The 20404-nt window shown below is 29.1% G+C and carries 19 protein-coding genes and 1 pseudogene; 2 read left to right on the top strand and 18 right to left on the bottom strand.

The features are described from left to right. Window positions 1-9: 9 nt before the first annotated feature. From K5Q05_RS01260 to K5Q05_RS01270, 3 genes are read right to left on the bottom strand one after another with little or no spacing between them, the layout of a single operon-like run. On the bottom strand, window positions 10-804 hold the full coding sequence (locus K5Q05_RS01260; RefSeq protein ID WP_025443872.1) for an undecaprenyl-diphosphate phosphatase: 795 nt from the start codon (window positions 802-804) through the stop codon (window positions 10-12). A gap of 15 nt (window positions 805-819) precedes the next feature. Beyond that, window positions 820-2964: a flagellar assembly lytic transglycosylase gene (locus K5Q05_RS01265; RefSeq protein ID WP_099497134.1), complete on the bottom strand. Its 2145-nt coding sequence runs from the start codon at window positions 2962-2964 to the stop codon at window positions 820-822. Beyond that, window positions 2942-4090, bottom strand: coding sequence for a hypothetical protein (locus K5Q05_RS01270; protein WP_232515450.1), 1149 nt, complete (start codon window positions 4088-4090; stop codon window positions 2942-2944). Before K5Q05_RS01270 ends, K5Q05_RS01265 begins: the two co-directional genes overlap by 23 nt. 166 nt (window positions 4091-4256) lie before the next feature. Between K5Q05_RS01270 and K5Q05_RS01275 the strand changes: the two genes are divergently transcribed. Further along, complete coding sequence (locus K5Q05_RS01275; protein ID WP_025443869.1) at window positions 4257-5639, top strand: tetratricopeptide repeat protein; 1383 nt, start codon at window positions 4257-4259, stop codon at window positions 5637-5639. A 3-nt stretch (window positions 5640-5642) separates the two neighbouring features. Here K5Q05_RS01275 and K5Q05_RS01280 read toward each other — a convergent pair whose 3' ends face one another. Then, complete coding sequence (locus tag K5Q05_RS01280; RefSeq protein WP_025443868.1) at window positions 5643-6899, bottom strand: peptidoglycan DD-metalloendopeptidase family protein; 1257 nt, start codon at window positions 6897-6899, stop codon at window positions 5643-5645. Between the two features lie 57 nt (window positions 6900-6956). On the opposite strand from K5Q05_RS01280, the gene lepB reads away from it, so the two are divergent. Beyond that, window positions 6957-7469, top strand: a complete 513-nt coding sequence (gene lepB / locus K5Q05_RS01285) for a signal peptidase I (RefSeq protein WP_165940962.1) — start codon at window positions 6957-6959, stop codon at window positions 7467-7469. A 63-nt stretch (window positions 7470-7532) separates the two neighbouring features. Here the strand turns inward: lepB and K5Q05_RS01290 are convergent, their stop codons facing one another. From K5Q05_RS01290 to fliN, 14 genes and pseudogenes are all read right to left on the bottom strand, one after another. Next, window positions 7533-8993, bottom strand: a complete 1461-nt coding sequence (locus K5Q05_RS01290) for an Hsp70 family protein (RefSeq protein WP_044003423.1) — start codon at window positions 8991-8993, stop codon at window positions 7533-7535. Next, window positions 8929-9490 (bottom strand): annotated as a pseudogene (locus K5Q05_RS01295) (hypothetical protein). The gene K5Q05_RS01290 and the pseudogene K5Q05_RS01295 overlap by 65 nt, the downstream one beginning before the upstream one ends. A gap of 20 nt (window positions 9491-9510) precedes the next feature. Continuing rightward, a complete protein-coding gene (locus K5Q05_RS01300) occupies window positions 9511-9822 on the bottom strand; it encodes a hypothetical protein (RefSeq protein WP_025443867.1) in 312 nt (103 codons plus the stop codon). A gap of 40 nt (window positions 9823-9862) precedes the next feature. Then, the gene (locus tag K5Q05_RS01305) at window positions 9863-11767 is read right to left on the bottom strand and encodes a FapA family protein (protein ID WP_025443866.1); all 1905 of its coding nucleotides are present in this window, start codon (window positions 11765-11767) and stop codon (window positions 9863-9865) included. A 2-nt stretch (window positions 11768-11769) separates the two neighbouring features. After that, window positions 11770-12255 (bottom strand): hypothetical protein, encoded by a 486-nt coding sequence (locus tag K5Q05_RS01310; protein ID WP_025443865.1) that lies wholly within the window; start codon window positions 12253-12255, stop codon window positions 11770-11772. A gap of 6 nt (window positions 12256-12261) precedes the next feature. Further along, a complete protein-coding gene (locus K5Q05_RS01315; protein WP_020954659.1) occupies window positions 12262-13149 on the bottom strand; it encodes a MinD/ParA family protein in 888 nt (295 codons plus the stop codon). An 11-nt stretch (window positions 13150-13160) separates the two neighbouring features. Continuing rightward, on the bottom strand, window positions 13161-14327 hold the full coding sequence (gene flhF / locus K5Q05_RS01320; RefSeq protein WP_025443864.1) for a flagellar biosynthesis GTPase FlhF: 1167 nt from the start codon (window positions 14325-14327) through the stop codon (window positions 13161-13163). Between the two features lie 4 nt (window positions 14328-14331). Then, window positions 14332-16422, bottom strand: a complete 2091-nt coding sequence (gene flhA / locus K5Q05_RS01325) for a flagellar biosynthesis protein FlhA (RefSeq protein ID WP_025443863.1) — start codon at window positions 16420-16422, stop codon at window positions 14332-14334. A 15-nt stretch (window positions 16423-16437) separates the two neighbouring features. Then, window positions 16438-17553 carry a flagellar biosynthesis protein FlhB gene (flhB, locus tag K5Q05_RS01330; RefSeq protein ID WP_025443862.1) on the bottom strand — a complete coding sequence of 372 codons (1116 nt, stop codon included), beginning with the start codon at window positions 17551-17553 and terminating at the stop codon, window positions 16438-16440. Further along, window positions 17550-18338, bottom strand: coding sequence for a flagellar biosynthetic protein FliR (gene fliR, locus K5Q05_RS01335; RefSeq protein WP_025443861.1), 789 nt, complete (start codon window positions 18336-18338; stop codon window positions 17550-17552). Before fliR ends, flhB begins: the two co-directional genes overlap by 4 nt. Window positions 18339-18341: 3 nt before the next feature. Then, the gene (fliQ, locus tag K5Q05_RS01340; protein ID WP_025443860.1) at window positions 18342-18605 is read right to left on the bottom strand and encodes a flagellar biosynthesis protein FliQ; all 264 of its coding nucleotides are present in this window, start codon (window positions 18603-18605) and stop codon (window positions 18342-18344) included. Between the two features lie 9 nt (window positions 18606-18614). Continuing rightward, window positions 18615-19340, bottom strand: coding sequence for a flagellar type III secretion system pore protein FliP (gene fliP / locus K5Q05_RS01345; RefSeq protein WP_420043029.1), 726 nt, complete (start codon window positions 19338-19340; stop codon window positions 18615-18617). A gap of 48 nt (window positions 19341-19388) precedes the next feature. After that, complete coding sequence (locus K5Q05_RS01350) at window positions 19389-20027, bottom strand: flagellar biosynthesis protein FliZ (RefSeq protein ID WP_025443858.1); 639 nt, start codon at window positions 20025-20027, stop codon at window positions 19389-19391. Continuing rightward, a complete protein-coding gene (gene fliN, locus K5Q05_RS01355; protein ID WP_020954668.1) occupies window positions 20020-20364 on the bottom strand; it encodes a flagellar motor switch protein FliN in 345 nt (114 codons plus the stop codon). Before fliN ends, K5Q05_RS01350 begins: the two co-directional genes overlap by 8 nt. Between the last annotated feature and the right edge of the window lie 40 nt (window positions 20365-20404).

The raw sequence follows: 20404 nt of genomic DNA on the forward strand, positions 1-20404 counted from the left end.
CTATTAAAGTCAAAAAAAGAAATAAATTATACTTACAAGTATAATCAAGTAAGCCGAAAAATAATAAAGCTTACTATCTTTAAGCATTCTAATGAACAAATTTATTGAAAATAGACCAACTATAAAAGCAATAATGGCGCCCAAGTTCATCTCAAAAATATTAAAAAGCATATCTGCCTCAAAAAATTCCTTATACTTTAGAATCAAACTTCCAAGAACAACAGGAATCAAAGATAAAAACGAAATCTCAAACGATTCTGCTCTATTAAATCCAAGCAAAACTGCAGCAAAAACTGTAATTCCTGAACGAGAAATACCCGGCATAGCACTAATTCCCTGCATAACTCCAATTAAACACCCTGAAAACAAGATATTCTGCCTCAAATTAAAAATTAAAATCCTAGATTCAATAAAAAACAATAAAATACTTGTCAAAATAAAATTAACTAAAACCAAATTAAGAGTAAACAATCTATTAAAATTTTCTATAAAAATTCCAATAAACGCTGTGCTCAAAGTGATTATTAATATAAGTAATATTAATTCCAATTTATCAAGATCTAACTTAGTAGTTTTTCTTAAAAAGAATTTTACCAAGACTAACATAAATTCTAATATTCTCCTGCGATAATAAAACATCACAACTAAAACAGTTGCAAAGTGCAGATAAATATCAAATATTATTGAAAGATCAATATGCATAAAATTTTTTAAAAGCAACAAATGACCCGAACTAGATATAGGCAAAAATTCGGAAATTCCTTGAACAAAGCCTAAAACCACAACTCTTAAAACATTTTCCATATAAACCCCAACAATTTAAAAACTCTTGGGAAGTTTCCCCATAATATACTCTATGATAAAGCCCATACCCTTACTATCATATAAAGCATCATACAATACAGAATAAACTAATATCTTTTTAACATAATTTCTAGTCTGCCCAAAAGGAATTGCCTCTATAAAAAGTTCCTTGGGTAAATGTCCATAATCTTTCTCCCATTTTCGTACATTTCCAATACCACCATTATAGGACGCAAGTGCTTTATAAACATCCCCTATCATTCCTATCCTTTTACTTAGATAATAAGTTCCTATAATTATATTATCTTTGGGCAGTTTCAAATCATAATCATAATATCTGATCTCTTTAGAAACATCAGCTGATGTTAAAGGCATAATCTGCATAAGTCCAATAGCACCAGGTTTGGATATAGCATCTCTTTTAAAACTGCTCTCAGCCTTTATCAAAGCAAACACAAGACTAGGATAAAGTCCTCGTCTCTTTGCCCAATAGTTAACCAAAGTACTATATAAACAAGGATAAAGACGCATATAATCATCTTTATTTAAAGCCGAACTATCTTGTCTTACAAGATAGTTAATAGCAATTGTAGATTCATAATAATATTCATGCTTCACAAGTTCATCATAAAGTTTACGATAAAAATTAGGTGAAAATCTATAACCATTCTTAAAATCATTAGCAACAAAAGCACTAACATAAGAATGCAAGTTAAATTTCAAAAAACCCTCTAAAAACCTTTCATAATCAGACTGATCATAATGAATATCTAAACCATCTTCAAAAAAATCATTAATACTTTGACCCAATAAATATTGGCTCATAAATGAGGCATAAGATGTCCGATTATACTCAATAGAAGAACGTAAAAGTTCATTATACTCATTTTTTGACTTAGAATTAATAAATTTATGATATATAAGCCTTGCATTAATAAAAGCAAGTCTAGATAAAATAGCTTTATCAATAATATCTTGACCATTACGATAAAGTGCATACAAATTACCATAATCCTCAAGTTGTACAGCTTCTAAAATATACTCATCTAAAACTTTAATAAAACTAAGACTATTTTTATCCTTATCGGTATAGAATCTAGCTATATTTTGGACAAAATAATTTCGTGCATCTTGCGTAAATATTAAATTGCTAAAAATTTCATTAAGCATTTCTAATCTATAAGGTTCATCTTTAAAAGAAGTATTTTCTAAATATTTAACTATAGTAAAAAGACCTACATCTTTTTTCAACCTTAAATTTATAAGTCCTAAATAATAATCCTTATAAATACTATTTAAATCACTAAAAAAGAGTAATGCTTTGCTAATATTCCCTGACCCCAGAAAAGACTTATAAACATCATTTAAAAAGGCAAAATTATTATAATACCCCTTAAAATCATCACTTAATATACTGACTGCACCTTTTAAATCCCCATTAGCTACTAAGGCTTTAAACTTAACAAGATTTAAAAAACTTGAACTCAAAAGGCCAGGCCGATTCTCAAGATTAAGATAATCATGAGCCCTTATATGTAAATATCCTGCTGGCAAATCTTCAAATAATTTCTTGAAATAAACCAATGATGAATTAACATCGGAAGCATTAAAATAAAGCACTGCCTTAAATAAAATATTCTCATTTTCCTGAGATTGAAAAAAATCCATCTTTTCCAGCTTATTTAAAACTAAAAGCGCCTCATCATTCTTTTTTTGCCAATAAAGACTCTTAAAATAGCCTAATATAATAAATTTATTACTATCGTATTTTTTGTAAAGTTTCCGTCCAATAAGTTCAGCATCATAATATTCCCTTCTAGCATTATAATACTCAAGAAGCCTAACACCAGCAAATTGTGACATAATATCATTTCCACTCTTTATTGCCTTATGCATATATTCCTTAAACTTTTCATCATATCCTATTTTCTTAAAAAGATAGGCAACATACACATAAGAATTTGAATCTATTCCAAAATATTCATCAAAATTTTGTCCTAAATAGTCAAAATTCCATAACCAACTCAGATGATTCAAATCAAAATCATCCATATTTCTTTTAACTACATTATTGATTGAAGACACTTTTCCAAAAGAACAAGATAATAAACTTAATAAAAAAAAACAAACAATTTGCCTAAACATAATTATTTTTTTCATATTTATTAATTTTTTCTTCTTGATAAAAACAATAACAAGAAAAACAAGAAATTGCAAAATTTCTATGATTTAACACTTTAGAAAAAATCAAAAATAATGAAAAGAATATCAATAGAAACAAAGAGAAAAGACTTAAATAAAGCATCGAAGTTTGAATAATTTCTTCTTCTTCTAAATTTAAACTTCCTCGACTCTCCTCAACACCTGTTATGAAATCTTCTTCACTAAAATCATCCAAAACAACATTATCAAATTCACTTTCACCAAATCCCTTATCAAGGTCTGTAATAATGTCTTCAACATTCCAATCATCAAAATCATCAGAAGAAGTACTAATATCATTATTAACACCAACAGAAACATTATCTAAATCAGAAGTACCACCTTGATTAACAGCCTCCTTTTCATTAATGTTATGTTTAATCTCACTATCTTCATCAATACTACTTTTAAATCTATCCCGAGTAACTCCAATATCAAAATTTCTTAAATTAAGATTAGAGTCAGAACTTAAATTCTCATCTAACAATGTATCATTTGTATCACTATCTGAACTTAAAGAATTTGACAATAAATTTAAATTACGCTCATTACTAGAAAACCTTTCGTCCACAAACAAATTCTGAGAATCTAACAAATTATCAACACTATCTAAGCGCTCATCTAAATAAGAATCCTCTTGGTTTCGTCCCAAAATCCCTTCTAATCCTTTAACACCTCCCTCGCCATTCTCTAAATCACTAAAACTAACAGGTAAATCATCTGATTTAAGACTTTCCAAAGAACTAATAAGTCCTTCTGAATTTGCAACAAGATTAATTAATTTTAAATCAAACTTAGATTTATTTGTAATTCCATCACACTCACCATAAACATACAGAAGCATAGAATCTATGCTGCAATAAATATTTATATTGGAACTTTCTTTTCTAAGATTATTTAAGAAAAAAGAACCAATGAAAATAGAATTAGAAAAATCTTTATACTCACTAATGTAAAAATCTAATTTCACATTAGTTTCATCTGCAAATTTACCCAATACCACTCTTTTCACAGCGATATCATCTAAACTTAAAATCGAAAAATATTCATTATCATAAAGCCTTATTGCTAAAAACCCTTTCAAGAATTCCAACCTTTTTGTTCCTTTGCAAAAAACAAATTCATATATGACTAACTATGATAATAATATAATATAATTAATATCATATTCAACTTACAAGTAGCTTTTATTTAAAAGAAAAATACTTAGGTTATGAATTACATTTTTACGATTTTTAGGAGATGTTAGGGTGTTACCATTGTTCATAATACTTTCCTCAATTGCAATATCTACTTTGATATTTTTACTATTCAGAATTACAATAACAAACACAAAAACAGAAAAAAAAGGTGAAAATAAAAAAATATCAACTAGAACAAAAAAATTAATAGAAAAAGCTGCAAACATATTAAAAGTCAATCCAAATGAAATAAATGCTTTACAAACTCTAAATGACTATTATTATTCCAACAAAGAGCATGAAAACGGAATTAAATATGCTAAAAAATTATGCCAACTTATAGAAGAAAATCCTACAAACCAAGAAATAGATTTTTTTAAAGCCTTCTTAAGTTACGGTGTTTATAACCTTGATAGGAATTTCAATCTAGAAGCATTAAAATTCATCAAAAAAGCATATCTTATTAAAAAGGATAATATAGACGCAAATTACTATCTTGGAATAGCTTTTCTAAAAAATGCACAGTACAAAGAAGCTCTCCATTACCTCATCAAGATATACAAATTGAACAAAAATAATAGTGATGCCTTAAAATACATAGGAATAGCACTTTTTCACACAGGAAACTATAATAAAGCCGTTGGAATATTTAATAGTATAAGAAAATACATACAAAACGATGTAAATGTTCTATTAGTATATGCCCAGTCTCTATCTCAATTAAATCAAGATCAACTTGCACTTGAAATAGCAAAAAAAATAAAAAATAGAGATGGAATGGCATATGAGTCCCTTTTAATCGAAGCTGAGATAAACTCAAAAAATAACAACTTAGCAAAACTAGAAGATAATGTTAGGGAAATAATAAAAATTAAACCTGATTTACCTCCACAAATATCCATTAAACTATTTAGCAAACTAGGAGAACTTTACATAGAAAGTGAAAATTATAAAAAAGCAACCGAAGCATTTACTCAAGTTGAAAGGATTGATCCAAACTATCCAAAAATTGGCGAAAAACTTGAATTTAGTAAAAGATTGAGTGAAAATTTAGCATTAAGAATATATCTTAAAAGTTCACAAGAAAAATTTGAAAGTCTAGCCAATGAAATTATTCTCATACTCTATCAAAACAAGTTCCAAATAAGATATACAAAGATAAATGAAATAAACTCTCAATTTATAGATATAAATTTCCAACTATCAAATAATCAATGGGAAGAAAATTTAATAGTCCGATTTGTCAGAACAGAACAAAAAAATTTTGGAGAATTATTCTTAAAAGATCTTATTGCAAAAACTAAAGAAAGCAAATTAAAAGGATTATGCATTGCACCAGCTACATTTTCTGATAAAGCTAAACAAATTATTGAAGGTAGGTTAATTGACATAATAGAAGGAAAAAAATTAATGCAAATATTAAAAAAATTGGATATATCAAAGTACATATAGCAACTATTTAAGGTATTTCATAGGATTTCCTGTTTTCCCATCCTTAAAAATGGTGAAATGTAAATGATTACCCGTGCTATACCCTGTACTTCCCATACGTCCTATTATTTGTCCTCTTGAAACTTTTTGCCCAGTTTTAACTGCAAAAGAACCTAAATGAGCATAAAGGGTTTGAAAACCATTATTATGAGAGATAATAATATATCTTCCATATCCTCCAACACTAAAACCAACTTTTACCACAATACCCTCTTTTGTTGCTAAAATAGGAGTATTAGCTGCATTTGCAATATCAATTCCATTGTGAAAACTAATGGTCTTAGTAAAAGGATCAGGACGATAGCCATAACCTGAAGTAATAACTCCTTGAGTCGGAAATAAGAAAGTTTCTCCTAAAGCATTTCTAAGTAATGTCTGGGACATTCTTCCTCCTGGAATAAACAACCTTTGACCTAAATGTAGGACTTCATTATCAAGATTATTAGCATCAAGAATATCTACTTTGGAAACTTTATACTTGTTTGCAATTGAGGATAAAGAATCATTTTTCCCAACGATATAAAGAACTCCTTTCATATTAGGCACATTAATAACTATATTGGGCTTAATACTCCTTACATCTTTAATATCATTATAAGAAATTAAAGTCTCACTTGTTATGTTATACCTGGCTGCAATATGAGAAAGAGTCTCTCCCGGCTTAATTTGATGTTCAACCACCTTTAAAATAAAAGGTTTCTTTACTGTTGTTTCATAATCATTTGCATCTACCCCAAATAGATAATTATTGATCTGCGCTAAGTCTTGATCGCTATAGTATAAAAAAGTATCAATAAAATAATCCTTGGGAAAACTAAGCTTGCTAAGAAAAATATAAGAACCATAATATGAAAAAACATCCAAATAAAATACTAATATTAAAGCAAAAATTATCACATTAAATTTAAAAATAAAACTATAAGTTAGATTGACATTATAAGCATTAATCGTTTTAAGTCCAGAATTCTTATAAGAATATCGATACTTATAACCATCAATACTTACCAACCTAAATCTAACTAAATTTAAAAATAATAATTTAATTATATTAAAAAGCTTTTTTGGATTTTTTATCAAATAAAAAAAATTACTCCTTTTTTTTCTATCAAAGTTATTAATATTACGAAAATCTCTTAATGCAAAATCGCCCTTAATAGCCCTATCAAATAAGAAATTTCTGTTTCTTTTCAATATATTCTGATCTTTTTTTGGTATAATCATAATATGTCTTATTATACACTATACACTAGAATCTTCAATTTCATACAAAGGTATTAAATGAAAATCTTAAAACTAATAAAACAAGAATTAGCGCTTATTACACTAGCTTTACTACTAATGCTTGCACTAATCAAAATATTTCTATCTTTTCATTTAGTCAAAGGCTATTCAATGTCACCAATACTTTTAGAGCAAGATTGGATAATAAACAACAAACTAGCTTATGGAATAAGACTAAATAATAAAGATGCATATATCATATTATGGAACACACCAAAAAAAAACGAAATGGTACTCATTAAAGACCCTATAACCCAAAAAATATCCGTCAAAAAAATTTTTGCCATACCAGGAGAAAAATTTATAAAGTTAGAAAAAAATGTGATATCTATACATAACTTAAACTTTAAGATAGATGAAAAGCAACATCTGAAAAAATTAGAAAGTAGATACATCCCAAAAGACTACTACCTAGTAATAGGAGAAAATAGACAAGTTTCCCTCGACTCAAGAGAATACGGATTTATAAACATGAATGATATTATTGGAAAAATAATATACTGTCTTTAAAAAATTTTAGCATAATAACCATATCAAAATGAATGCCTAGGGTATGCAATTAGTTCCAACATCTTATAAAAAAGAAAGAACACATTCCTTTTTTTGAATACCACCATCAGAAGCACTTGTCATCCTTATCTGAATCGACTTAGAAGCATTAGTATCTAAATCTTTTGCAGCAATGCTTAAAATACCACTTTCATCCAAACTAAAAAGTATTTCTATCTTTGGAACACCTTTTAAAGCTTTTTGTATATTACTAAAGAAAAATCTACCTATAGAATAATTTAAAGATGCCTTCCTATACTCACCTTGAAGTACATGCACCTCAATCTCTTCTTGATAATCATTAGTCGTTGTAAATATCTTTTTCTCACAAATTGGCAATAAAGTATTTCTCTTAATTAATACAAAAAACCCATCATTAAAAGTCTCAATACCAAGAGAATAAGGCGTTACATCTTTAAAGTCAATAAGAGCATTATTATTTGAAATACTAAAAGCATGAATACCTGCACCATTTGCAACAACTTCATCTTGATTTAATGAATCCAAAACCTCAATTTTAGGAAAAACTTCATTTAGTCTCTCTTTCACTAAAGGAATTCTTGTAGAACCTCCTGAAAGTATTATCTTTGAAATAAGATCGGTCTTAACTCCTGAATCAACAATACATTCATTTGTAAGACGAATAGTTTTTTCTATAAATTCCCTAATCATAGAGTTAAAGTCATCTCTTTTAAGCTTATAATTCAAATGTTTACCATCAAGAAAAGGTAATACAACATTAACTTCATCCATAATAGATAAATTTTTTTTAGCCTCTTCAATTCTATCTCTTATTTGCTCAAGAAGAACAATATCATCTAGATTGATATCATGATATTCTGCTTTAAAATGAGTTAAAACTTGCTTTTCTATGACTTCATTAAAATTATTTCCGCCAAGCTTATTCTCACCCTTAACTGTAAGAACAGTATAAGTATCATTTTGTTTTTCTAAAAGAGTAACATCAAAAGTTCCACCACCAAGATCATAAACAAGAAATAACCCATTTATTTGTTTTTCAAAAGCATAAGACAGAGCTGCTGAAGTTGGTTCATTAAGTATTGCCCGACATTTCAATCCAGCAAGACTTGCAGCCTTCACAATACCCCTTCTTTGAATCTCAGAAAAATAAGCAGGAACAGTCATTACAACATCACAAATCTCTGTTCCTAAAAACTTCTCAGCATTCATCTTAACATGCAAAAGTAAATAAGACGCAATATCTTCAGCAGTATATGCATTAGCACCTATTTTATAAGAAACTTCGGTACCTATATTAACTTTAAAATTATAAAAAGTCCTATCTGGATTCACTAATATTTGATGCTTAGCCGCACTGCCAACAATAACACCAGAATCTGTAAAGGATACAATAGAAGGTGTGATTCTTTCACCTCTATCATTTAATATTATTCTAGAATTAACATCCAAATAAGATGCTACAGTATTTGTAGTGCCAAGATCTATGCCTATCCATTTCTTCATTAATTACCTCTATGAATTGAAACAATTAATTCAATTTCACCCAAATCCAATTTCAATTTCTTGGCAATAACTTCTAAAGACATTCCTTGTTCATAAAGCGAAACAACTTGCTGGCGAATATCATATGCTTCTTTGATCATATTCTTCTCAATAGTAGGTATGGCATAATTTAAATTATTTTTATAAGCATTAACATCACCTTTCATTCCAAAATTATTATTTCCCATTGAAATTGAACTGGCATTAAATCCTAATAGCCTTTGATCAAGTATTTCTATTCTTTCATCAACTTCCTTAATAATCCTATTTAAGCTCTCAATCTTTATTTCAATAATATTTATATTCCTATCAGTGGCTTGATTAATTTCAATAATAGTTTTGTCTACCTCACTCCTAAATTTCCTAAGTATGCTATTAGATTTTATTTTTAAACTAATATAAATATGAAAATATATAAAAACAAATATAATCAAAATAAAACAAAAAACAACAAACATACAAAATGTCCTATATCAAACTATCGCTCAATATCAACGTTTTTTCCAAGTTTTGGATCATGTAAATTAGCATCACATATATCAGGTGTGCTTTTCTTACTAGTCCTAATTTTTGACTTTGTAACAAAATTAAGCTTACCATCTTTAAGCTCATCAATTGTCTGTATACTATCAATTGAAGAAGCAACATGATAACTTTTGTCTTGCTCAAAGCCCATATTCTTATCATCTTTTATCTTCTTCTTCCTTATATCCTCATTTGAAATTTCGGTAGCATTAAAAGAACCTTGTGTAATTATCTTAGCAACTTCAGATGAACCTTTAATATCCATAAATCTCCCTCTTTCCCCCATCCAAACACACAACTTCAATCTATTTAGATTTAAAAGGAACATAAGCTATCATTTTAATAATATTCTCATCCTCTACAAAGGTGATATTATGATAATCTCTTGAAAGTTCATAATAAGCATCTTTAATATGTAACTTAACCCCAGCATAAGCCATATATTCAACAAAAACCTTGCCATCAATCTTACTATTTTCAAGAGCTTCTTGTAAATTTGCTTGCTTATCTTTTACCATCTTTATTTCTAAAATCAAAATATTCCTTTCATTAATAAGTTCATTACAACTGTCAATTTTTAAAGATTTATCGGCTTTATCAACAGTAAATTCAATATTTTTCTTTAAAGCAAAAATATCTTTCATTAAAACTTCCAACCGTTTCTCAATCTTTACAAGATACTCAGTAAACCTAGATAGCAAATCTTTTATTTCAGGATCAAAACCAACAGAAATAGAAGTTTCAGCATTACCTTCAGAACCAATAGAATATGCTCGAACCTCTTCTCTTGCATTAATGTAAGAACCAACTATCTTAGATTTTTTCCCAATGCAAAGCACCTTCTTTTTACAAGAAACATAAGAATTGACAATTCCTCTTATAACTTCAATATCGCCTTCACATCGTACATTAACATTTTCTAAAAATTTAGACCTAATAGATTTTTTTGCATAAATCTCTGAACCACCCTTTCCATTAGCTCCACTGCGAAGAATAATAGAGCCATCCGTCTTTAAATTACATCTACCAACAAGTCCATTGACTTCTATCCCACTCTTAGCCATAACGTTATATCCATCTAAAACACTCCCCCTAACAAGCACCATACCATTATTTACTATATTGCCAGTACCAGGGCCAACATCCCCCTCAATAACATAAACATCATGCACAGAAATCACACCATTTACAATAGACATATATCCATCACAGCCTGCAACAATCTTATTTCCTTCCCTTAAAGTATTTTCTCCCAAAACCAAATCTAATTCCCGACCATTCTCTGCTACTAATATCTTTCCAAAAACAGTATATCCATCAACACCCTTTGACAAGGGAATAATTTCTGCCAATTCCTCGCCTTGATCAACATTTCTAAGTTCATTACCTATATCTATAGAACCATATTCACCTAAATACTTACTCTTCGCAATAAAGTTAATATAAGAATCTCTTCCTTTAACAGGGTTTATTCCCTTTGCCATCTCAACTGGTTCGCCATAAATCGGAAAATCTACAAACTCTTTTATTTTATCTTTAAGAAATGCTCTATTTGATATCCCATATTTTTTAAGAATATTAAAAATATCTTTCTCTAAAACTTCAGCACCATTAGGGCCAGGAGCAGTAAATTCAACAGTTACAGACATTGAATCTTCTGATATATGAACCATCATAGTTACACCCTCAGAAAGATCAGCCTCAAAAACAGCTACTTGTTCATAAGTACCACTAGCATTCTCAACTACCACTCTAACAAAATCCCTATCTAAATCTTTAATATTATTATATGATGCAAATTTACCCATTACGTCTTTAAGATTAACAGCACTTCCAACTCCTAGAGCCGCAGTAACTTTCAAAAATACTCCCCTTGTAGTTCTTTTGATAAAAAATTTACCATCTAAAGACACAACTTCCTCAGATCTGCTATGTGAGCTTAAAACATCAAAAATACCAAACTTTGTATAGGAATTCTTATAAGCAACTATTTTCCACTTTCTCTTACCATACCCAAATAACCCATCACTTCCCCTTACTAAAATCTCATAATCCAAGTCTTTATAAGGAATTGATAGTTCTAAAGAAGCATCATTTAAAGCCTCTTCAAGAGTATCTGATTCTAATTCTATTAAATTAACACTTTTCTCTCTTTCTAAATAATGCTTAATTTTATTTCTAAAATCGAAAAAATCGACAATACTAGCCATAATTATTCCTCTTTATTATTAATCAAAGTCTTAATAGTCTCAGCAACAATTTTTGGATCAGTATTCTCAATGTATGAACCCTGCTTTGATAATTCATCATTCAATTTATTTGCTTGAGTAGCTATATTATAACTACTCAATTCTTTCACAAAATTAGAATTATCATTATGACTCTTTTCATGATTAATAAGAGGAACATCTTCAGAAAAAGCACGCATAACATCTGACTCAGACTTATAGCTACTATCCTCATCAACATCCTTTTTATCATCATCATTTAAGCTATCATCTTGAAAAAGATTATATAAATACTTCTTATATAAAAACTCAAGTAAAAGCCCAATAAAGAAAAAAATAATGAAAAGAAAAAACGCCCTAAACAATATTACAATAAAAGTAACACGAGCAAGAATGCCAAAAAACACTGAAAGAATAAATGCAAATGCACTAAATAACAAGACATATTTGCTTAACTTACTAAATAACATATTTATCTACTCCATCCCAAAAAATTTGGATATAAATCCTATTACACCCCTTCTTTTTCTATTATCAAGATTAATCTCTTCAAGAGTAGCCACAATAGAATCAAGACAATAACTAGCCTTACTATTAGGATTTAATAAAATAAAAGGCCTTTGCTTAAAAACAGAATCCCTAATATTTTGATCTTCATAAACATATCCCAGATAATCAATATTCAAATTCAAAAACTGACTTGATATATCAATAACCTTTTTAGCCACTACCTTGCCCTCACTCACATTAGCAACCCTATTTACAACAAGTCTTAAATTTTTTAAATTTTCCATTCTATGGGATAAAACCTTAATTATACCATAAGCATCAGTTATAGAGGTGGGCTCTGGAGTTGTAACAATAACCACGTCATCACTAGAAAACAAAAACGAAATAACCTGTCTTGAAATGCCAGCACTGGTATCTATTATCACTATATCATATTCATAAACTTTTAATAACTCCTTTATAAACTGGTTCATCTCAGCCTCTGATAAATCCAAAAGTTCTGTCGTCCCAGAAGCACCAGCTAAAAGATCAATATTATATTCTGTCTTTGTTATTACATCCTTAATGTCTCGGCCTTGCATAATCATATGATAAATACTGTATTTTGGAATGACTCCAAGCAAAATATTAATGTTAGCCATCCCAATATCTGCATCAAAAACCAAAACTTTTTTACCAAGGCTTGAATACTTAAGAGCAATCCCCACAGCAATATTACTTTTACCAACACCACCTTTGCCACTAGTAATAGCAATAAACCTTGTCCTACTATTTTGAATTTTATCATCAACAACAAAATTAGCCTTATTATTCAATCTCATAATATCACGTAAACTTTGAGCTTGATCTTCCATTATAATTATCCTTAATAATAAGATTTACTTCTTAGCTTTCGAATAAATTCAACATCGTCATTTATTCTATATCCATTTATCTTTTTGATAAAGGTAAGCGGTTCTGCAATACTAATATTATGAGGAACAATTTGTCCATCAGTAACATAGGAAACTTCTTTTCTCGTTTCATGAATTAGACTTATTAAGTTTCCAACACATGTTGTCTCATCTAACTTAGTAAAAATTACGGTCTTATAGCTAAAAGGAGCAAATTGATGAAATATTTCTTTAATATCCGCTGTCTTTGTAGTAGAACTCACAGCTAAATGAAATTCAGCATCACGACCACAGGCACTAAGAAGTTCCTTCATCTCGGCAAGTTTCATAAAATCTTTAGGACTTTTACCAATCGTATCAATAAGAACAAGATCAAAATCCTTTGAATGCGTAATTTCTTCTTTTAAGTCCTTAAAAGACTCAACTGCCTTAACAGGAATACCCATAATATCACCATATGTCTGAATTTGTTTTTTAGCCCCTATACGATAATTATCAATGGTAATAATCTTAATATTTAAGCTTTCAGCATCACTGTTAATCCCATAAATTGCTGCAAGCTTCGCAATTGTGGTGGTTTTTCCAACACCTGTTGGTCCAACTAAAATAAAAATTCTTTTCTTAAGATTATCAATAAGAGATCCTGAACATTTAATAGTTTTAGCAATGTATATTATAACACTGTCTTTAACTTTATCATAATCATCAAGAGCTGATAAACTAAACTCTTTCTTAATAAAATCATTAATATCTCTAATATAACTCTCAGAAAAATCATTAGTACGTAAAATATCTTCTATTTTTAGAATTGTTGGATGATTTACTTCTTCCTTTTTATTGGCAAGCTCATTTTTAAGCAATTTAACTTCTTTGATTACATCCTCAATTGAAGATCTTTCCTCCTTTTTAATGCTTTGAAGAATCTTACGCTTCTCTTCTTCAACGTTTATTTGTTGCTGATAAACATCATATCTAACATAACCTGAAACCTCAATCCAATCTCTACTAAATAAGCCAAATATCCCTCCATGAGCTATAGTCTTATAAGTCATCACTCTAGCATTTTTTCCATATTTTCTTTTAACGGTTTCTATCACCTCATTATAGGTTGAACCTCTTTCTGTAAAATACTGAACCATAATACTACTCTTCAACCTCTACCGTTTTAAGCACATTAACTTTAACATTTTTTGGAACCTCTAAAACAGATATAACAACAATATCTGAAAGCTCTCTACTTGTTAATACCTTTATTACAGGTCTTGCGGATTCACTAGATAGTATAACAGGATAATACCCTTGTGATTGAACCTGATTTACAAATTTAAAAAGTTCATAAATAAACTTAGTCCTCAAATTTGCATCAAGAGAACTTACAAGATCATTATTAGCCTCAAAGCGCGAATCAATTATTTTCTGCTCAAATTCTGGATTTATTGTTATTACATTAAGCTCTAAATTGGAGTCCAAATATCCACTAACTATTTGTCTTCCAATTGCTTGCCTAGACTTTTCAATCAAAAAAAATGTATTTTTAGTAACACTTGTAAAGTCAGCTATTGTTTCAAAAATTGTAACCAAATTACGTATTGAAACTTGCTCTCTTAAAAGACCTTGCAGCACTCTTTGAATCTCTCCAACTGAAAAATCTTTTAAAACTTCTTCAACAATAGCCCCATAATCCCTTTTAAAAACATCAAGAATATTTTGAACATCCTGACGCGTTAAAATCTCACAAGCATGCCTCTTAATAAGTTCTGTCATATGAGTAGCAATAATTGAAGGAGGATCAACTACAGTATAACCTAATTTTTCAGCAATTTCTCTTCCATTGTCATTTACCCAAAGAGATGGAAGTCCAAATGAAGGATCTTTTGTAAGTTCTCCTTCAATACCAGAATCAGAACCCACATTTATAACTAAAAACTTACCCAACTTAATTTCTCCATGCCCAATCTCTACTCCCCTAAGCTTAAATGAATATTCATTTGGCTCAAGTCTCATATTATCCACTATTCTGATTTTAGGCACAACTATTCCAAATTCAAGAGCAATCTCACGACGTATTTTCACAATACGATCAAGAAGTTCTGAGGTTTTTGAATCATCAACTATTGGAACAAGATTATACCCAATCTCCAAAGACAATGGATCTAATGGAACCACAGGAGCAATTTCCTTATCAGCATAACTTAATACTTGTTCTTTTTCTGCCATTTGTTTTTCATGAAATTCATTATCCTTAGCTAAGTTAGAAAGTGAATAAGCTAAACATGCCATCAAAAAACTCAAAAGAATGAGTATCAATGTAGGAAATCCCGGAAGAAATGCTAAAAATAACAAAAATCCAGCCACAATCCAATAAACTCCTAAATAAGAAGTAAATTGTTCAGTAATCTCTCTTCCAAAACTATCCTTAGATATTGATCTAGTCACAATAAGTCCTGTTGCTGTTGATATTAATAGGGATGGAAGTTGAGAAACAAGTCCATCTCCAACAGTCAAAGATACATAATTATTTATTGCATCGTTAAAACTAAGTCCTTGAAGAGTCATCCCTATTATAAGTCCTCCAAGGATATTGATAAGTGTTATTAAAAATCCAACCTTCACATTTCCTGAAACAAATTTAGAAGCACCATCCATAGCCCCATAAAAATTTACTTCAGCCTGTAAATCACTTTTCTGCTTTGTGGCCTCTTCCTCTGTTAAATGCCCGGAACTATAAGCAGAATCAATCGCCATTTGTTTTCCAGGAAGAGCATCAAGAGCAAAACGAGCAGCCACTTCAGCAACCCTTGTAGAACCCTTAGTGATAACAATAAATTGAACTGCAATTATAATAAAAAATATTATAAATCCAACAAAGAGACCCTGAGGGCCAGAACTTCCAACAACAAATGTTCCAAAGGCCCTTATCATTTGACCATCAAAACTCATTCCTTTTGTTAAAATTAATCTGGTAGAAGAAACATTTAAAACAAGACCAAAAATAGTCATAACAAGTAAAAGTGTTGGAAAAATCGAAAAATCAAGTGATCGCTTAGAATAAAGAACAATTAAAATAATTAAAAGACTTAATACTAAATTAACCACAATCAAAGCATCTAAAATAAACGCAGGAAGTGGCAAAATAAATCCAGCAACAATAAGTATTAGCCCAATCGAAACTATTAAGTCTGATTTATTACTAAGTCCCAAATAGCCTAATACAGAATTTTTACTTGCATCCAAAAACTCAACCTCTAATTAAATTTTAGTAATAGAATATACTTTAACAAGAATTTTAGAAACAACTTCCCAATATTCTCTTGGAATTTCCTCATTGATATCAACATTAGCATAAAGATCCCTTGCAAGCGGTTTATTTTCCATCACAGGAATACCATTTTCCTTTGCAATTTGTTTAATTACAAATGCAATTTGATCTTGACCCTTTGCAAGCACTTTTGGTGCTAACATAGTATTACTATCCCACTTAATAGCAATAGCAAAATGCTCCGGATTCGTAATTACTACATCCGCTTGAGGAACTACTACCCTCAAGTTAGTATTTAAAATTTTTCTCATTCTCTCACGCATTCTAGAACGAAGTAAAGGATCTCCTTCTATTCCTCTTCTCTCTCTTTTTACCTCTTCTTTTGTCATTTTCAAATTTTCAATATAACGAATTTTTTGAAAAAAATAATCCAGAACACTAATACCTATCAACACTATAAATGAAAAAAAACATATTCTGTAAGCAAGACTTAATATAACAGAAATACCATCTTCAAGACTGTACTCAGATATTCTTGAAATTTTACCTATGTTGCCTTTTAGCATAATGTAATATATGAAGGATATTATAACAACTTTTGATAAACTTTTAAACAAAGTAAAAAAAGCATCTAATGACCCAAAAGAATTTTTTATCCACTTTGAAAAATTTGGACTCACTCTACTCCAATTGGGAGACACAGGCTTAAAAGTAATAAAAAAACCAACCTGAATGACATTAATTAAAAAATTAACTATAAATGATATTAAAAGAAATATAATTACATACCTAAACATTGGTCTAATATATGCAAAACTTAATGAATAAACACTAATTGACATTATTTCTGGAAGCTTGCTGGCCTGCCATTTAAAGATACCAACTAATTCCTTAGAAAGATAAGATAACATAAAGAAAAATACAGCAAACAATATAAAAAGAGTAACCGTTGAATTAATCTCTGTTGACTTTAATACATAACCATCTTTCCTTGCTTTTTGCTTTTTCTGATCAGTAGGAAGCTCAGTTCTTCCCTCATCCTCTGAGGCAAAAAAATTAAGGGGTATATACCAATTTTTACTTAAGAATTCACTCCTGGTACTCATTTCAAACTCCTAGAAAACAAATTTAAAGCATTTTGCAGAGAGCCTAAAGCAAGTTCAATCACTCTATTAACAGACATTACCAAACTTGGGAAACCAATATATAAAACAATTAATCCTAACCCCAATGAAACTGAAAAGCTAACCATTAATAAATTAATCTGAGGAGAAATCTTTGAAAGTATACCTAAAATCAGATATAAAAGTAAAAGTACTCCCAATATTGGAAGAGAAATTACTAAAGCTTTTTCAAAAAGAATAGCAAAAGAATAAAATATTAACTTAATAAATTCATAACTTTTTACATTAACCATATTTTCGACTCTAACATTTAAAACAGAATCATGCACCCCAATCATAAAAAAACGTAATAAAAAATCATTTGATAAAAACAAAAGCAAAAAAAGATAAGTAAATATTTGAGATATTACCAAATTATCTTCTTCTGCAAACACATCAAAAATATTTGTATAAGCAAGCCCCATCTGATTTGAGAAAAAAAATCCAAGCAAATGAAACACACTAAAAATTATGCTTACAAAAAAAGCCTGAATAAGCCCCAAAATGGCTTCTCCTAGTAATATTAATGCAAATGCAATTAAATTATCTAAAGGATAAATAACATTAACCTTGTCTACAACAATGACAGATATAATTAAAGAAAAGAAAAAATTTAAATAACTAATTCTTATAGTTGAAAAAAAAGGTGAAAATCTTAAAAAAAGAAAAATTCTAATAAACAAAGGTAAAATTACAAAAGATTTTAAAACTAAAAAATCTATATTCATACGTTATATATTTTGTATTTGACTAAAAAGTACAAAAGCAAATTGCATAAGCTTTTTTAAAATCCAAGGACCAAATAAAACAAGAGTTAAAAGTATTATAATAATTTTAGGAATAAAACTAAGTGTTTGATCCTGAATCGACGTAATAGCCTGAAAAATTGAAACCAAAAGACCAACTATAAGCGCTGTAATTAACATTGGAGCTGATAGAATAATAATATTTTCAATAGAAATCCTAATGAGATAAATGATTTGACCCGTTGTCACCTAAAATCCTCACATGAAACTTTTCACAAGTCCACTAGTAATTAAAGTCCAACCATCTACCATTACAAAAAGAATAAGTTTAAATGGTAAAGATATCATTACAGGTGGCAACATTATCATCCCCATTGCCATCAAAACCGCAGATACAACAATGTCTATTACTATGAACGGTAGAAATATCAAAATACCCATTTTAAAAGCAATTTTCAGTTCATGCAAAATAAAAGACGCAATAAGAACATGGGTTGGAACTTCACTAAAATTTTTAGGCCTAGAATAATTGCTAATTTTCATAAATAACCTAATCTCTTCATGTCTGCTATTAGACATCTGCTTATACATAAAATTTCTAAGGGGAGCAATTCCTTTATCATAAAACTGATTAAACCCTATTTTTGATTCCTTAAGAGGCAAATATGCATCTTTATATATTATGTTAAAAGTTGGCCACATAGTGAAAATAGTTAAAAATAGAGCCAATCCCATTATTATCTGATTTGGTGGTGATTGTTGAAGTGATAATGCTCTTCTAATAAAATCTAATACTATTGCTATCCTTAAAAAGGAAGTCATTAATACTAAAAAAGCTGGAGAAAGAGTTATTATAGTTAATATTAATAAAAGCTGCAAAGGAAAAATTATTCCACTACCACCAGAATTTACAAAATCAACAAACGGGAAATTTAGACCATTAGTAGGTTGTAAAGACTTGGTTTGCGCAAATAAAAGATTCATAGCACCAAAAAACAAAAAAAGACTTAATTTTTTATTCAAATTTAACCTCTAAAACTTCTTCAGCCTGTCTTGTTTACTTTTCAAAGAAGCCTCAATATCATTTTCTAACTCTGTATATTCAGTTTCATTAAATGATGAATTATCTTTATTATATTTCCCCAATATTTTATTAAAAATTAACTTGAAAGAACTTACATTGCTACTCTTAACTTTGTCAAGTTCAAATTCCAAATTGTCCAACTCTTCACCCTGCCTAATTTCCCTTAACAAAACAGAAGAATTACCTGAAACTAAAAATACATAAATACTGCCTAGTATATTAATAATCCTTATAGAGTTTTTATTATCTATTTCGTAAAAAGCAATCTCTCTTATAAAAGCTGATTTATCATCATTCTTGACCTTTTTATGATTCAAGATCATTTTTTTGCATAACAACATACAAACAAGAAAAAAAAGAAAAAACAAAAATATAGTAACTAAATCTGAAATATTAAAAAATGATATATTTTGTATATCCTTATTATTTAAATTCGTCTTATCATCTCCAAGTATTGGTAAATTAACTTCATTCTCTAAGCTAGAAGTAGCAATATCTAAATCAAACTTATTTTCCCGTGCAAACAAATTCTCAAAAGTAATAAACATAAAAAAAAATAAAAACTTAAGTAAAGCTAACTTACTCATTTTTAATTTTAATTATTTCGGTAATTCTAACACCAAAATTTTCATCAATTACAACAACCTCTCCTTTAGCTATTACTTTGCTATTTACCAAAATATCTACTGGCTCCCCAGCAAGTTTATCAAGCGTAATAATAGTTCCCTCAGACATGCCAAGTATATCTTTTATTTTACGCTCAGTCCTTCCAAGTTCAACAGTAACTTGCATGGAAACATCCATCAAAAGACCAAAATTACTAGGATCAACACCCTCTGGCAAAGTATCAATTAAATCAGGAAGTTTAACACCCTTGATCTCAGGTTTTTCTTCACCGATATTACTATTATCATCTACAGCCATTAATTCACCTCTTCATTAAACTCATTAAACTTTTAGAACA

It is taken from the genome of Borrelia miyamotoi, from assembly GCF_019668505.1.
Classification (GTDB): domain Bacteria; phylum Spirochaetota; class Spirochaetia; order Borreliales; family Borreliaceae; genus Borrelia; species Borrelia miyamotoi.

What these genes read in the sequence shown, in the direction of transcription:
- K5Q05_RS01260 (WP_025443872.1), bottom strand. Translation starts at nt 804, where the DNA reads ATGGAAAATGTTTTAAGAGTTGTGGTTTTAGGCTTTGTTCAAGGAATT.
- K5Q05_RS01265 (WP_099497134.1), bottom strand. Translation starts at nt 2,964, where the DNA reads ATGAAAAAAATAATTATGTTTAGGCAAATTGTTTGTTTTTTTTTATTA.
- K5Q05_RS01280 (WP_025443868.1), bottom strand. Translation starts at nt 6,899, where the DNA reads ATGATTATACCAAAAAAAGATCAGAATATATTGAAAAGAAACAGAAAT.
- lepB (WP_165940962.1), top strand. Translation starts at nt 6,957, where the DNA reads ATGAAAATCTTAAAACTAATAAAACAAGAATTAGCGCTTATTACACTA.
- K5Q05_RS01290 (WP_044003423.1), bottom strand. Translation starts at nt 8,993, where the DNA reads ATGAAGAAATGGATAGGCATAGATCTTGGCACTACAAATACTGTAGCA.
- K5Q05_RS01300 (WP_025443867.1), bottom strand. Translation starts at nt 9,822, where the DNA reads ATGGATATTAAAGGTTCATCTGAAGTTGCTAAGATAATTACACAAGGT.
- K5Q05_RS01305 (WP_025443866.1), bottom strand. Translation starts at nt 11,767, where the DNA reads ATGGCTAGTATTGTCGATTTTTTCGATTTTAGAAATAAAATTAAGCAT.
- K5Q05_RS01310 (WP_025443865.1), bottom strand. Translation starts at nt 12,255, where the DNA reads ATGTTATTTAGTAAGTTAAGCAAATATGTCTTGTTATTTAGTGCATTT.
- K5Q05_RS01315 (WP_020954659.1), bottom strand. Translation starts at nt 13,149, where the DNA reads ATGGAAGATCAAGCTCAAAGTTTACGTGATATTATGAGATTGAATAAT.
- flhF (WP_025443864.1), bottom strand. Translation starts at nt 14,327, where the DNA reads ATGGTTCAGTATTTTACAGAAAGAGGTTCAACCTATAATGAGGTGATA.
- flhB (WP_025443862.1), bottom strand. Translation starts at nt 17,553, where the DNA reads ATGAGTACCAGGAGTGAATTCTTAAGTAAAAATTGGTATATACCCCTT.
- fliR (WP_025443861.1), bottom strand. Translation starts at nt 18,338, where the DNA reads ATGAATATAGATTTTTTAGTTTTAAAATCTTTTGTAATTTTACCTTTG.
- fliP (WP_420043029.1), bottom strand. Translation starts at nt 19,340, where the DNA reads ATGAATCTTTTATTTGCGCAAACCAAGTCTTTACAACCTACTAATGGT.
- K5Q05_RS01350 (WP_025443858.1), bottom strand. Translation starts at nt 20,027, where the DNA reads ATGAGTAAGTTAGCTTTACTTAAGTTTTTATTTTTTTTTATGTTTATT.
- fliN (WP_020954668.1), bottom strand. Translation starts at nt 20,364, where the DNA reads ATGGCTGTAGATGATAATAGTAATATCGGTGAAGAAAAACCTGAGATC.